Annotated in this window: 14 protein-coding genes; 10 read left to right on the top strand and 4 right to left on the bottom strand. The window is 71.5% G+C overall.

What is annotated here, in order from left to right; all coding sequences use genetic code 11:
* The first annotated feature begins 622 nt into the window (after window positions 1-622).
* The 9 genes from rpmH to ACQPZK_RS31345 all read left to right on the top strand — a co-directional run bounded on the left by rpmH (window position 623) and on the right by ACQPZK_RS31345 (window position 8,853).
* A complete protein-coding gene (gene rpmH / locus ACQPZK_RS31385) occupies window positions 623-760 on the top strand; it encodes a 50S ribosomal protein L34 (protein ID WP_007453904.1) in 138 nt (45 codons plus the stop codon).
* 34 nt (window positions 761-794) lie between these two features.
* A complete protein-coding gene (rnpA, locus tag ACQPZK_RS31380; protein WP_433536313.1) occupies window positions 795-1,211 on the top strand; it encodes a ribonuclease P protein component in 417 nt (138 codons plus the stop codon).
* On the top strand, window positions 1,208-1,501 hold the full coding sequence (gene yidD / locus ACQPZK_RS31375) for a membrane protein insertion efficiency factor YidD (protein WP_433536312.1): 294 nt from the start codon (window positions 1,208-1,210) through the stop codon (window positions 1,499-1,501). Before rnpA ends, yidD begins: the two co-directional genes overlap by 4 nt.
* Window positions 1,498-2,484 (top strand): membrane protein insertase YidC, encoded by a 987-nt coding sequence (gene yidC / locus ACQPZK_RS31370; RefSeq protein WP_355048575.1) that lies wholly within the window; start codon window positions 1,498-1,500, stop codon window positions 2,482-2,484. The genes yidD and yidC overlap by 4 nt, the downstream gene beginning before the upstream one ends.
* A 214-nt stretch (window positions 2,485-2,698) precedes the next feature.
* Complete coding sequence (locus tag ACQPZK_RS31365) at window positions 2,699-3,298, top strand: protein jag (RefSeq protein ID WP_433536311.1); 600 nt, start codon at window positions 2,699-2,701, stop codon at window positions 3,296-3,298.
* A gap of 140 nt (window positions 3,299-3,438) precedes the next feature.
* Complete coding sequence (gene rsmG, locus ACQPZK_RS31360; RefSeq protein ID WP_433539380.1) at window positions 3,439-4,137, top strand: 16S rRNA (guanine(527)-N(7))-methyltransferase RsmG; 699 nt, start codon at window positions 3,439-3,441, stop codon at window positions 4,135-4,137.
* Between the two features lie 254 nt (window positions 4,138-4,391).
* On the top strand, window positions 4,392-5,699 hold the full coding sequence (locus tag ACQPZK_RS31355; protein WP_433536310.1) for an AAA family ATPase: 1,308 nt from the start codon (window positions 4,392-4,394) through the stop codon (window positions 5,697-5,699).
* A 27-nt stretch (window positions 5,700-5,726) separates the two neighbouring features.
* Window positions 5,727-6,749, top strand: coding sequence for a ParB/RepB/Spo0J family partition protein (locus ACQPZK_RS31350; protein ID WP_433536309.1), 1,023 nt, complete (start codon window positions 5,727-5,729; stop codon window positions 6,747-6,749).
* Window positions 6,750-7,773: 1,024 nt separating this feature from the next.
* Window positions 7,774-8,853 carry a hypothetical protein gene (locus tag ACQPZK_RS31345; protein WP_433536308.1) on the top strand — a complete coding sequence of 360 codons (1,080 nt, stop codon included), beginning with the start codon at window positions 7,774-7,776 and terminating at the stop codon, window positions 8,851-8,853.
* Between the two features lie 211 nt (window positions 8,854-9,064).
* Here ACQPZK_RS31345 and ACQPZK_RS31340 read toward each other — a convergent pair whose 3' ends face one another.
* Together ACQPZK_RS31340 and ACQPZK_RS31335 are read right to left on the bottom strand one after the other, a co-directional pair.
* Entirely contained in the window at window positions 9,065-10,066 is a 1,002-nt protein-coding gene (locus ACQPZK_RS31340) for a D-alanine--D-alanine ligase family protein (protein ID WP_433536307.1), read from the bottom strand.
* A gap of 7 nt (window positions 10,067-10,073) precedes the next feature.
* Window positions 10,074-11,387: a PLP-dependent aminotransferase family protein gene (locus ACQPZK_RS31335; RefSeq protein ID WP_433536306.1), complete on the bottom strand. Its 1,314-nt coding sequence runs from the start codon at window positions 11,385-11,387 to the stop codon at window positions 10,074-10,076.
* A gap of 283 nt (window positions 11,388-11,670) precedes the next feature.
* On the opposite strand from ACQPZK_RS31335, the gene ACQPZK_RS31330 reads away from it, so the two are divergent.
* On the top strand, window positions 11,671-12,336 hold the full coding sequence (locus ACQPZK_RS31330; RefSeq protein ID WP_433536305.1) for a GNAT family N-acetyltransferase: 666 nt from the start codon (window positions 11,671-11,673) through the stop codon (window positions 12,334-12,336).
* Window positions 12,337-12,340: 4 nt separating this feature from the next.
* Here the strand turns inward: ACQPZK_RS31330 and ACQPZK_RS31325 are convergent, their stop codons facing one another.
* Both ACQPZK_RS31325 and trxA read right to left on the bottom strand, forming a co-directional pair.
* Window positions 12,341-13,501 (bottom strand): N-acetylmuramoyl-L-alanine amidase, encoded by a 1,161-nt coding sequence (locus tag ACQPZK_RS31325; protein WP_433536304.1) that lies wholly within the window; start codon window positions 13,499-13,501, stop codon window positions 12,341-12,343.
* Window positions 13,502-13,650: 149 nt separating this feature from the next.
* Window positions 13,651-13,974, bottom strand: coding sequence for a thioredoxin (gene trxA, locus ACQPZK_RS31320; protein ID WP_007453873.1), 324 nt, complete (start codon window positions 13,972-13,974; stop codon window positions 13,651-13,653).
* Between the last annotated feature and the right edge of the window lie 20 nt (window positions 13,975-13,994).

The raw sequence follows: 13,994 nt of genomic DNA, 5'->3' as shown, positions 1-13,994 counted from the left end.
CGTCGTGCCACCCCCTCGCCTCTGCTCCCGGCCGCCGCTGTCTGCCAGCCGCCCGTCCCGGGCCCGCCGCGTGCACGGGTGGAACATCACCCACCCGGACAACTGACCAGCGCTCGTCCACAGGTTATCCACAGCCTGTGCACCGACTGATTGTGGCCGCCCGCCGGGCGCGGGACCTGCCCCTGCCTGGACGGCCGCTGAAGCGGGTTCACCGTGCCGAACGATTCACCAGCGTGTCCGGTCTTGCCTGCGCGCGACGACCGGAGCATCCGACGCTCACCGCAATCGGGCACGGTAACAGCGTTGTCCCTGCCCCATCAACCGGCGACGCCCCAGCGACCTTGTCGGCATCAGCGAAAACCGCCCCTTCGGTCCCGGGCGCGTCCCGACCCCCTCGCTGCGGATGTTTGACGGTCATTGCACCCCTGCGTAGGCTGGAGGGGCTGCTCTCTCGCCCTCTGCTAGGGTGATGGGTGCTTGCTGCCCGTGGTCGTTTCCCCGCACCATCGGTTCCGATCCGCAGGGCAGCGCCGAACGGTGGCCATCGTCGAGGTGGCCTGGACCACCCCACGACCCCGGCGATCCCGTCGCGCGGGGCGCGTACGAAAACGGAGAGCCTGACGTGAGCAAGCGCACCTACCAGCCGAACAACCGCCGGCGCGCGAAGACCCACGGCTTCCGGCTGCGCATGCGCACCCGTGCCGGCCGTGCCATCCTCTCGAGCCGCCGCGCCAAGGGTCGCACCACCCTGTCGGCCTGAGCCGACCGGGCCGGTCCGGGGGGCGTGGGCAGTCATGCTGGCCGCCGCACAGCGACTGCGGCGTAGCACTGACTTCGCCGCAGCGGTTCGCGGTGGCCGACGTGTCGGCCGAGGCGCCGTCGTGGTCCACCTGACCATGCCTCCGGCCACCCAGCACACCACAGCTACCTCGCCGAAGCCGGCGCGGGAGCCCGGTGCGGAGCAGCCCTCCGCGCCGGCCCGCGCCGGTTTCGTCGTATCCAAGGCTGTCGGCAACGCGGTGGTCCGCAACAAGGTGCGCCGTCGACTCCGGGCGCTGACCCGGGAACGGCTGGGCGCGCTGCCCGACGGCAGCACCCTGGTCGTCCGGGCACTGCCCTCCGCCGCCGAGGCGTCGTACGCCCGGCTCAGCACCGACCTGGACGCCGCCATCGCGGTTGCCCGGTCGCCGCGGGAGAGGCGGGCCCGGTGAGCCCCGATCCGACCACCACACGCCCGCCGTCGACAGGTGCCAGGGTGCTGATCGCGCCCATCATCGCGTACCGTCGGTGGATAAGTCCGGCACTGCCGGCACGCTGCCGGTTCTACCCGTCGTGCAGTGCGTACGCCCAGGAGGCGCTCGTACGGCACGGCGCGTTCCGGGGAGTCGTGCTGGCGGTCCGGCGGTTGCTGCGCTGCCACCCCTTTCACCCTGGTGGACATGACCCGGTTCCGGAGCCGGGCGGTCGCCGCCGTGTCGATGTGACTGGAGCCCCGAATTGAGTCTCGACTGGATCTACTTCGCGATTTCGTGGATCCTGCTGACCTGGCACTCTGCCTGGGATGCCATCGGGGTGCCCGTCGACGCGGTGATCGGCACCAACTTCGCCTGGATCCTGGCCATCGTCTTCCTGGTGGTCACCGTCCGGGTCATCCTGTTCCCGGTCTTCGTCAAGCAGATCAAGTCCCAGCGGGCGATGCAGGCGCTGCAGCCCAAGGTCAAGGAGCTGCAGGAGAAGCACAAGGGTGACCGGGAGACGCTCCAAAAGGAGATGATGGAGCTCTATCGGAAGGAAAAGGCCAACCCCCTGATGGGCTGCCTTCCGATGTTCCTCCAGATCCCGGTCTTCCTGGGCCTCTTCCACGTGCTGCGCCGCCTCGACCCGGCCAAGCAGAGCAAGACGCTCTACGGCTGGACGGTCGAGCAGTTCGACAGCGCCTCGAACGCCAAGCTCTTCACGGCCCCGATCGCCGGCAAGTTCGGCTCGACCGCCGACGAGCTGGCCCGCCTCGGCGCGAACGGCACCACCGTCAAGATCATCGCGGGTGTCCTGGTGCTGGTCATGATCGCCACCACCTACCTGACCAGCCGTCAGATGATCCTCAAGACCGGCTGGGCCGAGGACCCGCAGCAGCGGATGATCCAGCGCCTGATGCTCTACGGCATCCCGGCCTCGCTGCTGATCTCCGGCGCGATCTTCCCGATCGGTGTGATCATCTACTGGGTCACGAACAACCTTTTCACCCTCGGCCAGCAGCAGTGGGTGCTGCGGAAGTTCCCGCCGCCGGTGACGGCCAAGAAGGCCACCGCCCCCGCGGCCAGCCGCAACCCCGTGCAGCCCGCCAAGTCGGGTGGACTCTTCGGGCGTGGAAAGGCCGCCCCGGCCGCGCCCGTCAAGGCCGCCGCGCCGAAGGTGGCCGGCCCGAAGCCGGGCGCCAAGCCCGCCAACCCGAAGAAGAGCCGGCCCGCCAAGCGGCAGGGCTGACGGCCCTGCGGCCGTCGCCGGGCAACCGGCGACGGCCCGGGCCCCGCACCGCGCAGCCGCCGTACGGCAGGCGCCGGGCGGAACCGGCCGCGCACGGCGCGGTCACGGGCGACACTGCCCGTACAGACGTGCCCGTGGGCACCGGCGACCTCCCGCCGGCCCCGGGAAACCAGCGGACCCGACGGTCCGGCCGAGCGAGTACGGAGATGAGACCGTGACCGAGACCAGCATCCCCCGCGCCGAGCAGCCCCTGGACGAGGAGGAGACCGCGACGCTCGAGGTGGACGGCGACGACACCGAAGCCGACGACGCCGAGGCTCCGGCCGGCGGTCGTGAGAAGAAGGGCGCGGGCGAGAGCGACCTGTTCCGGCAGAGCGAGATCGCGGCCGACTACGTCGAAGGACTGCTCGACATTCTCGACTACGACGGCGACATCGACGAGCTGGTGGCCGGTGGCCGTCCCGTCGTCGAGGTGGTCGGCTCCCGGCTGCAGAACCTGGTCGGCCAGCGTGGCGCCACCCTGGAGGCGCTCCAGGAGCTGACCCGGCTCGCCGTCTTCCGACAGACCGGTACGCCGAGCCGCCTGCTGCTCGACGTCGGTGGCTACCGGGCGAACCGTCGCAAGGAACTCGCCGCCGTCGCCAAGAACGCCGTCGAGAAGGTGAAGGAGTACGGCGAGCCCGTGCGCCTGGAGGCGATGAACGCGTTCGAGCGCAAGTGCGTCCACGACGTGGTCAACGCGATGGCCGGCGTGGCGAGCGAGTCGGAGGGCGTCGAGCCGAACCGTCGTATCGTCGTACGGCCGGCGGACTGACTCCGTTGACCCACGACGACACCACGGCTCACGCCGTGACCGGCCCGGGCGGCACGCCGTCCGGGCCGTCGGCTGTCCGGCACGGCGACGAGACGGGCGGCGCAGACCCGTCGCCGGCCGACGCCGCGCTGCCGCCCGAACTGGCCCCGGCCGCGCTGACCCTCTTCGGCGATCGGCTCGACCTGGCCGCCGCGTACGCCGAACTGCTGGCCACCGACGGCGTGGTCCGCGGTCTGATCGGTCCGCGCGAGGCGCCCCGGATCTGGGACCGTCACCTTCTCAACTGTGCCGCCGTGGTCGAGCGCATCCCGAGCGACGCAAGGGTGCTCGACGTGGGCTCCGGCGCGGGGCTGCCCGGTCTGGTGCTGGCCATCGCGCGTCCCGACCTGACGGTCACGCTGATCGAGCCGCTCGCCCGGCGGACGTCGTTCCTCATCGAGGTCGTCGAGCGGCTCGGCCTGACCCGATCGGTGCGAGTGTTCCGTGGCCGGGCCGACGAGGCCGCCAGCGGATCGAGCGGCCGGGACCCGATCAGCGGCGACGTGGTGACCGCCCGCGCGGTAGCGCCGCTGGACCGACTGGCGACCTGGTGCCTGCCGCTCGCCGTGCGGGGCGGGCGGCTGCTGGCCCTCAAGGGATCATCCGCGGCTGCCGAGATCGAGGAGCACGCCGCTGTCGTGGAGCGTCTCGGCGGCGGCGAGGCCGCCGTGCACCTCTGCGGCGTCGGCGTGATCGACCCGCCCACCACGGTGGTGGAGATCGTGCGGGAGCGGATGGTCGGCCCGGCCCGGCCGGCGGCGAGCAAGCGCTCGCGCGGCGGGCGGGCTCGTCGCCGCTGACACCGCGCCATCGGGCGTCCGGTCGGCGGGTTGGCTCGTTGTATCGGTACGGATGGACGAGGGAATGAGAACCCGACGTGGACCGGCCACGCCCGTCCGCCGTAGGCTGGCCGCGCGTCGATAATGTGGAGCGGCCGACGGACGTCGCGGACTCCGACCGCTCCCGAGAGGCCGTACGCTCCGGGGTGCGAGAGCGGGTGTGGCCAAGTTGACCGGGGCGCGGACCGACCATCCGAAGCGGGCAGGGATGACAGGTGCATGACGACGGCAGGTACGACGATCCACGCGTGACCGGGTCAACCAGCGACCCTGTTTCACGTGAAACCGACTACCCGAGCTGGTCCCCCGGCGCCGCCGGACCGTCCATTCCGGTGGACGACGATTTGTTCACCCCGCCGGACGAGGCAGCGGTTCCGGGCGTCGGGCCGGAGCCGACGACCGGGCGTCGGGCGGCCGACGGCCCGAGCCGACCCGGCAATGCCGCCGACGTGCGGCAGACACCTGGTCGGCGGAACAGCGCCGCGGCGGTTCGCTTCGAGGCCGCCGTGCCCCACCAGCCCACCGCCGCAGCGGCGCGCGATGCCGCGCCGGTGGTTCCCGACGTACCGGTCGCGTCAGCCGAGTCGTTGGCGGTGGTCGCGGCCGACCCCACGTACGTTTCACGTGAAACCCCGACGCGCGAAGAGGATGACCCACCGTTGGCTATGGAGGCGATGCGCGCCGTGCAGATCCTGAATCCCAGTGGCGAGGTGACCATGCCTCGACCGGACCGGACCCGGGTCATGTGCGTCGCCAACCAGAAGGGCGGCGTGGGTAAGACCACGACCACGGTCAACCTCGCGGTGGCACTCGCCCTGCACGGCAACCGGGTGCTCGTGGTCGATCTGGACCCGCAGGGCAACGCGTCGACCGGTCTGAACGTGCCCCACCACACCGGCATCCCGGACGTCTACGACTGCCTGATCAACAGCGTCCCGCTGGCCGAGGTGGCACAGGCGGTCGAGGGCATCCCCAACCTGTGGTGCGTACCAGCCACGATCGACCTCGCCGGGGCGGAGATCGAGCTGGTGTCGGTGGTGGCTCGCGAGTCTCGCCTGGACCGCGCCATCGCCGCCTACCCGGGCCAGTTCGACTACGTCTTCATCGACTGCCCGCCCTCGCTCGGTCTGCTGACGGTCAACGCCCTGGTCGCCGCGCAGGAGGTGCTGATCCCGATCCAGTGCGAGTACTACGCGCTGGAAGGCCTCAACCAGTTGATCAACAACATCAACCTGGTGCGCCAACACCTCAACCCGAAGCTCGACGTCTCCACCATCCTGCTCACCATGTACGACCGCCGTACCCGCCTCGCGGACGCGGTCGAGCAGGACGTCCGGAACCACTTCGGCGACAAGGTTCTCCAGGCGGTCATCCCCCGCAACGTGCGGGTGTCGGAGGCACCCAGCTACGGCCAGTCGGTGATGACCTACGATCCCGGTTCGCGGGGTGCCACGAGTTACTTCGAGGCCGCCCAGGAGATTGCCGAGCGAGGCGTCAAGGAGCCGGTGGGCCGGAATGCGTAGTGGGGACAAGTCGCTGGGAGGCGTGGCATGAAGAACCGCCCTCGGGGCGGTCTGGGGCGGGGCCTGGGAGCCCTCATCCCGACCGGGCCCGTGCCGGGTGCCGCCGGCACCGTGACGGCCGAGCCGGAGAACGGGAGCGTCGACGCTGACGAGGGCGCGCCCTCCACCGCCGTCCGTACGGCCCCGGTGAGCGCCGCCGCCCACGAGCCGGAGCCCGTACTCAGCCCGGTGCCGGGCGCTCGCTTCGCGGAGATCCCGGTCGACGCGATCGTGCCGAACCCGAAGCAGCCCCGTCAGGTCTTCGACGAGGAGGCGTTGGAGGAGCTGAAGACCTCCATCCGGGAGGTCGGCTTCCTCCAGCCGATCGTCGTGCGCCAGCTCGATGACGAGAAGTACGAGCTCGTGATGGGCGAGCGCCGTTGGCGGGCCGCGCAGGCGGTGGGACGGGACAACATCCCCGCCATCGTCCGGGACACCCGCGACGACGCCATGCTTCGTGATGCGCTGCTGGAGAACATCCACCGGGCTAACCTCAACCCGCTGGAGGAGGCCGCCGCATACCAGCAGTTGCTGGAGGAGTTCGGCGCCACCCACGAGGAACTGGCCCGCCGGATCGGCCGCAGCCGTCCCCAGATCTCCAACACGATCCGACTCCTCAACCTGCCGGCCCAGGTGCAGCGCCGGGTCGCCGCGGGCATCCTCTCCGCCGGCCATGCCCGCGCACTGCTCAGCCTCGACGACTCGGAAGCCCAGGATCAGCTGGCGCTGCGGATCGTCGCCGAAGGGCTGTCGGTGCGGGCGACCGAGGAGATCGTGGCCCTGACGCTGAACGACGGGCCGGCGAAGGGACAGGCCGCCAAGCGGCGACCGAAGCCCCACGCGCCCGCCCTGACGGATCTGGCCGATCGTCTGTCGGACCGCTTCGACACGCGGGTGAAGGTCGACATCGGCCGGAGCAAGGGCAAGATCACCATTGAGTTCGCCACCGTGGACGATCTGGAACGGATCGTCGGCATCATCGGCGTTCAGGAGGAGGGGACGCAGGACTGACGTCCGCGACCCACGTCCGAGGGCCGCGCCTCCCCAGGGAGGCGCGGCCCTCGCGTATACGGCCTCGTTTCACGTGAAACCGTCGCCTTCGACTCGACATCACTGCGGCGGCGACCGAAGCGCCTGCCCGCCACGGCCCGCCAGCGCGCCCCAGGCGGCCGGACTGACGTGGACAGTGCCGTCTGGCGTCTCGAGGGCGGCAGCGGCCTTCTCAGGCGACGCGTGGGCCACTGCTCGCCTGAGCCGGAGCCACCAGGGCCCAGGGCGGCTAGCGGTCATCGTGCGTTTCACGTGAAACAGCCTTCCTCATGCGTTCCTCCGAGAGTGCTGGCAGCAGTGGAAGCGACCGCGCCACCGACGGCCTGGCGGTCCGAGTGAATCAGCGGCCGGAGCGGGGCGCAGCCGCGCAGGTGCCGTCAGCGCCCGGAGGAGCGCACCGGCAGCGCCGGAGAAGCACACCGGCAGCGCTCGGAGGAGCACACCGACGGTTTCGCTGGACCTGACCGACCTCGGCGCCCCGCGCCGGGAGGAGCGCTGCGGCAGCGTCGCGAGGAGCGCACCACGGCAGCCCGGGAGGATCGCCACCGGCAGCGCCGCAAAAGGACCCACTAATGGCCGCAGCGGGAGGCGTGCGTCGCCCGTACACGCCGTCGGCGGCCCGGAGGAGCGCGTCAACGCGTGGGTCCGGGAGTGCCCGGTGAGAGCGCGCGACTCATGGGCGCCGGCAGCGCTGGGCGGAGCGGAGCCAAGCTCGGTGGGAGGCGCGCGCGCAACGATCCAGGGGGCGAAAAGTTATCCACACCGGTTGTCCACAGGCACCCCTCGTTTCACGTGAAACGCCGCGTGAAAGCGGGTGGCAGCCTGTGGATGACCGCGTGTATCGGCGTCCTCGGCAGCCTGTGGATATCGACTCGACGACGGACGGGGACAGGTGACGGCGATCGACGACGGACGCTGATCGGAGCGGCCGGAACCGGTCGAACAGGTAGGGACAGCGGTGCCAGACTCGGTTAGGGTCAGCGTCGTGCGCGACACCCCTCCCTCAGTCCCGGACTTCACCCAGTGGCCCTCGTTCCCCTTCGAGGGCGAGCTGCGGGTGAAGCAGCTCGACGACCCGGTCCCGGTCGAACCGCCCCGCAAGGGCGAGGGTCTCCGGGAATGCACCGCCTGCAACGCACCCGACGACGCCTACATCTGGGTGGGAGAGCGGTGGCGGGTCCGCGCCATGGACCGGCCGACCGGCCTGCCGATGGTGCTCATCCTGGAATCGAGGAGTCACCTCGATCTGGGCGATCTACCGAACCTGCTCGCAGCCGAGCTGGGGGTGATGACGGTACGTCTCGAGCGGGCCATCCGGTCGCTGGACGGCGTGGCGCGGGTGCACGTGAACCGGTGGGGCGACGGCTCCGCCCACCTGCACATGTGGTTCCTCGCCCGGCCGTACGGCCGGCTCCAACTACGGGGAACCTTCCTGTCCCTGTGGGACTCCATCCTGCCGCCGATCTCCGAGGAGCAGTGGCGGGAGAATTTGGCGCTCGTCGCCGCCTGGCTCGCCGAGTTCGGCGGCCGACCGTTGGCCGAGCCGCCGCGCATCCAGTGGCAGGCCCCGTCGAGCCTGCTGGCCCAGTCCGCGGCGGCGGCACACGCCGCAGCCGCCGAAGATGAGGCCGTGTCGGTCATCGAGGCGGCCGAGGAGATTCCGGAGCCGGCGGTCGAGGACGCCGACGGTGACGGCCGCGACGGCGACCCTGTGGCCGCTCCCTCGGCCGCGAACGATGTCCCATCAGCAGCCCCCGTCGTCGACAGCGTCGACAGCGACGACGAGAGCAACGACAGCGACGACGAGAGCAACGACAGCGACGACGAGAGCAACGACAGCGACGCCGACAGGAACGACAGCGGCCTGGCAGTCGACGCCACGTCCCCTGCCGCGGTCAACCCGGCGGCCGGGTCGGCTACCGATGCCGCGGCGATCCCGGAGCCCGAGCGCGACACCGAGAACCAGGCCTCCCGGAGTCCGGTCGTCCCGTCGCCACGCAGGACCCCCACCGACGACGCCAGCGAGGGCGGGATCACCCCTCCCGACGTGAGCGCCACACACTGATCACCGGTTGCGGGCGGGGTTGGCGGAGCGGAGATTCTCCCGCCAGCCCCAACCCGTCCCGGCGATCAACGGCCCGCAACGCCGCGAGTAGCGGACCGGCACGACCGCGAGTAGCGGACCGACACGGCCGCGCTTGACGGAACGGCAGCGCCGCGAGCAGCGGGTCGGAGGCGCCGCGGACAGCGGGACGGTAGCCGGTACGAGGCCCGGGTCAGGACGCGTGGCGGGCGGCGGCCCGGGTGACCAGTGAGCCCACCAGGCGGCCGAAGTCCAGGCCGGCCGCCTGGACGGCCAGCGGCAGCAGTGAGGTCTCCGTCATGCCGGGCGAGACGTTGACCTCCAGCACGTGCGGACGGCCCTCGGCGTCCACGATCACGTCGACCCGGGACAGGTCCCGCAGACCGAGTGCGGTGTGCGCGGCGAGCGCCACGTCGGCCACCGCGGCGGCCACCTCCGGCTCCAACCGGGCGGGGGCGTGCCACGTGGTGCGGCCGGCGGTGTAGCGGGCGGCGTAGTCGTACACGCCGTTGCGCGGCACGATCTCCACCGGTGGCAGTGCCTGCGGACCGTCGCCGAGGTCGACCACGGAGACCGCCACGTCGATCCCGGGTACGTACCGCTCGACGAGGGCCGTCGAGTCGTACGCGAAGCAACCGACCATCGCGGCCGGGAGTGACGCGGCGTCCCGGACCACGGCGGCGCCCAGACCGGAGCCGCCCTGCGCCGGCTTGACCATCAGTGGCAGGCCGAGCCGGTCGGCGATGCGGTCCAGCACGGCGACCGCGCCGAGTTCGGAGAAGCGGTCGTGCGGCAGGGCCACCCAGTCGGGGGTGGGGATGCCGGCCTCACGGAGCACCGCCTTGGCGGAGGGCTTGTCCCAGGCGAGCCGGGAGGACCGGGCGTCACAGCCGACGTACGGGATGCCGCACAGATCCAGAACTCCCCGCAGCGAACCGTCCTCGCCGGTCGCGCCGTGCAGAGCGATCACGACGGCGTCCGGCGGGTCGGCCGTGAGGGACGGCAGGAGGGCCACGTCGGCGTCCCTCAGTTCGGCGTCGACGCCGACGGCACGCAGGGCGTCGAGCACGCGCCGACCGGAACGCAGCGACACGTCCCGTTCGTAGGAGAGTCCACCGGCGAGAACCAGCACTCGCAGGTCGGCCGCGACGGCGGAACTGGTCACGGAGAAGCGCTCGGCAGCGGTCGTACCCATGCCGGCATCATGCCAAGTCGGGACCCGGCACGTCGGAGCCGGGCCGGCCGCGACGGCCGGCGACACCGCTCACGGCGCCGAAGACGCGGCGCGTCGCGAGCTCCTGCTCCATGACGCCCGCCAACCGGCGTACGCCCTCGCGGATGCGCTCGGGGGGCGGGAAGCTGAAGTTCAGCCGCATCGCGTCGGTGCCCGTGCCGTCGGCGTAGAAGCCGGTGCCGGGCACGTAGGCGACCCGTGCGGCGATGGCGCGCGGCATCATGGCCTTGGAGTCCAGGCCCTCCGGGAGGGTGGCCCAGACGAAGAGCCCGCCCGCCGGGGTGGTCCAGGTGGTGCCCTCGGGCATCAGGTCGGCCAACGCGTCGAGCAGGGCGTCGCGGCGTTCCCGGTAGACCTCGCGGTAGACCTTGAGCTGCTGCCGCCACGGCATCGTGCCCAGGTAGGTGGAGACGGCGGCCTGGGCGTAGGCGCTCGGGCAGAGGATCTGCGCCTCGCTGGCGATGACCAGCTTGTCGCGGACCGCGTGCGGCGCCAGGATCCATCCCACCCGTAGGCCCGGGGCAAACGTCTTGGAGAAGGTGCTGAGGTAGAAGACGCCGTCGCGCCGCCGGGCCCGCAGCGGCGCCGGAGCCTCACCCTCGAAACCCAGTTGGCCGTACGGGTCGTCCTCGACCACCAGCAGACCGGCGCGCTCGCAGATGTCGAGGACGCGCTCGCGGCGCTCCTCGCTCAGCGTCACGCCGGCCGGGTTCTGGTAGGTGGGGATGGTGTAGAGGAACTTGACCCGTCGGCCGGCCCGGGCGAGGTCGGCGATGGCCGTCTCCAACGCCTCGGGGATCAGTCCGTCGGCGTCCATCGGCACGTGCACCACCTGTGCCTGGGCGGCCTGGAACACTCCGAGCGCGCCCACGTAGGTGGGACCCTCGGCGAGCACCACGTCGCCGGGGTCGAGGAAGAGCCGGGCGACCAGGTCGAGCGCCTGTTGCCCGCCCACCGTGACCACCACGTCTTCCGGCGAGGCGCCGCACGAGGCGTCGATGCCGGAGAGCGCCATCACCTCGCAGATCCGCTCGCGCAGCTCCAGGGTGCCCTGGCCGATGCCGTACTGGAGGGTGGTGCTCCCGTGCTCGGAGCCGAGCCGACCCAGCATCTCGCCGACCGCGTCGAGCGGCAGCGCGGCGATGTACGGGGCGCCGCCGGCGAGCGACACGACCTCCGGTCGACTGGCCACCGCGAAGAGTGCTCGGATCTCGGAGGCGGTCATCCCGCGCACGCGCCGGGCATACCGGTCGGTGTAGTCGTCGAGTGTCGTGCCGGTCATGACCTCACCTCGATCACTGCTCGGGTGGCTACCGCCCCGGGTACCCCGCCTGCTCGTGACCATGGCGGCGGCACACCGATTGTCGATCCTAGTCGGCCGAGGCCTGGTTGCCGCCCTGGTGGAACGGATCGACCACATGGCGGACCCTCGGCCGGGGGTGGGGATCTGCGCGTCCCCTCCCGTACGGTCGATCGGCGGCGTACGATCGCTCGTCGGGGGCAGGAAGGCGGCGCTGTCGTTCCATGCCGGTCTCACCACCGAGCCTATTGTGGGGATGCGCCATATGTCGCGACGTCTGGTCAGCCTGACCCTCGACACGCTGGAGGATCTTCCGCGCCCCTGCCGTCAGTGCGTCTACTGGGAGCTTGATCCGGTCTCCGCGGACCGCGCGTGCGCCGCCGGCGACCCGGGCCTGGAGAAGGAGGCGTGGGTCTCCCAGACCCTGCTGGAGTGGGGGTCCTGCGGCAAGCTCGCGTACGTCGACGGCATGCCGGCGGGCTTCGTGATGTACGCGCCGCCCGCCTACGTTCCCCGTTCGATGGCGTTCCCGACGTCGCCCGTCTCGGCCGATGCCGCGCTGTTGATGACCGCCAACGTGGTCGCCGCGTTCGCCGGGGGCGGGTTGGGCCGGATGTTGGTGCAGGGCGTCGCACGGGACCTGACGAAGCGTGGCATCAAGGCGATCGAGGCGTTCGGTGACGCCAAGTTCGGCGATGCCGACGATCCGGCCGGCGGCTGCGTGGCACCGGCCGACTTCTTCCTCTCCGTCGGCTTCAAGACGGTACGTCCGCATCCCCGCTTTCCTCGGCTGCGCCTCGAACTGCGTACGGCGCTGAGCTGGAAGTCCGACGTCGAGTACGCGCTGGAGAAGCTGCTCGGCTCGATGAGCCCGGAGACGCTGCTCCGGCCGGTCCGGCCCGCGCCGGCCACCCGCTCCACGCAGGGCTGAGGGGTCAGTCGACCACGGTGCCGGCGGCCACGACCGCGCGCAGTTCGCTGACGTCGAGCGAGCCGGTCGGCACGTCCCGCTCGATCGGGTAGTACATCCGCTGGACGGCGGCCACGATCGCCTCCACCACGCGGTCGCGGAATCGGGGGTCGACGAGCCGGGCGCGGTCCACGGGCGAGGTGAGGTAGCCGACCTCGACCCGGACGGCCGGCATCCTCGTCAGCCGCAGCAGGTCCCACGCCTTGGCGTGCGTACGGCAGTCCCGCAGTCCGGTCCGCGCCACGATCTCCCGCTGCACCAGACCCGCCAACCGTTCACCGGTTGCCGAGGTCACCCCGTTGTCGGTGCCGTAGTGGTAGGTCGCCACCCCCTCCGCATCCGGGTTGGCGTGCCCGTCGAGGTGCAGGGAGATGAACACGTCGGCGCCGAGCGAATTCGCCAGCAACGCCCGGTCGGTGTCCGGCAGGCACGCGTCGGGCGCGGGACCTCGGGTGAGCTGGACCCGGACCCCGGACGCGGCGAGCCGCCCCTCCAACCGGCTCGCCAGGTCGTGCACGAGGTCGGCCTCCGTCCAGCGCAGCGGGCCGTCCGGCACCACCATTCCGGGGTCGGTGCCACCGTGGCCGGGGTCGATGACCACCGTCTTGCCGACCAGCGCCGGTCCGGACTGGCGGATCGCGTCGGACTCGCGCAACCACTGGGGGCGGCCGCCGACGACCTTGCGTCCGATCCGGCGCAGAGCGTCCATCGTGTGGGGGCCGCAGGCGCCGTCCGGCGTGAGACCCACCTCGCGCTGGAACTGGGCCACGGCTCGGGACGTCCGGATGCCGTAGATGGCGTCGGCGCGGCCGACGTCGTACCCCATCTCCAGCAGCCGCTCCTGCAGCGACCGGACATCCTCGCCGGTGAGCGGCTCGGGCACCGCGTGGTAGAGGGTGCGGGCGCCGAGTCGCCAGCGTGCGGCCTCCAGCGCGCCCCAGGTCTCCGAGCCGACCCGGCCGTCCACGCTGAGCCCCCGGGACTGCTGGAACGCGCGGACCGCGCGTTCGGTGTCGAGGTCGAACTCGTCGCTGTGCGGGCCGGCGGCGAGCAGGTCGAGGCCGGTGAGGATGGTACGGATCTCCGTGACCGCAGGTCCCCGGTCTCCGGGTCGGATCGGACGCACGCACGACCCCCTCTGCACGAGTGTGGCTGGCCGGGCGGCGGCCCTGGCTTGAGGCTATGCGTTCCGGACCGGTGACGGGCTCGGGCCGGGAAAAACACCGAACCCCGCACCCGACGAGCGGGTACGGGGTTCGGTGGTGTCTGCGCTGGTCAGAGGGCCGACTCGATGAGCCGGACCAGCTCGCCCTTCGGCTTGGCGCCGGCGATCGACTGCACGGGCTGGCCGTTCTTGAAGACGGTGAGGGTCGGCACCGACATGACCCGGTAGGCCCGGGCGGTCTCCGGGTTCTCGTCGATGTTGAGCTTCACGATGGTGACCTGGTCGCCCATCTCGCCCGCGATCTCCTCGAGCAGCGGCGACACCTTGCGGCACGGCCCGCACCACTCGGCCCAGAAGTCCACCAGCACCGGCTTGTCGGCCTGCAGCACGTCAGCGACGAAACTCGCGTCCGTGACCGCCTTGGTATTTCCCACTATTGCCCTCCTCCGGGATG

Source organism: Micromonospora sp. CA-249363 (assembly GCF_050950185.1).
Lineage (GTDB): Bacteria > Actinomycetota > Actinomycetes > Mycobacteriales > Micromonosporaceae > Micromonospora.
This window is presented reverse-complemented; position numbering and strand designations above follow the sequence as displayed.

Excerpts from the sequence above, each read along its gene's own strand:
- rnpA (WP_433536313.1), top strand. The coding sequence starts at position 795 with ATGCTGGCCGCCGCACAGCGACTGCGGCGTAGCACTGACTTCGCCGCA.
- ACQPZK_RS31350 (WP_433536309.1), top strand. The coding sequence starts at position 5,727 with ATGAAGAACCGCCCTCGGGGCGGTCTGGGGCGGGGCCTGGGAGCCCTC.
- ACQPZK_RS31340 (WP_433536307.1), bottom strand. The coding sequence starts at position 10,066 with ATGGGTACGACCGCTGCCGAGCGCTTCTCCGTGACCAGTTCCGCCGTC.
- ACQPZK_RS31335 (WP_433536306.1), bottom strand. The coding sequence starts at position 11,387 with ATGACCGGCACGACACTCGACGACTACACCGACCGGTATGCCCGGCGC.
- ACQPZK_RS31330 (WP_433536305.1), top strand. The coding sequence starts at position 11,671 with ATGTCGCGACGTCTGGTCAGCCTGACCCTCGACACGCTGGAGGATCTT.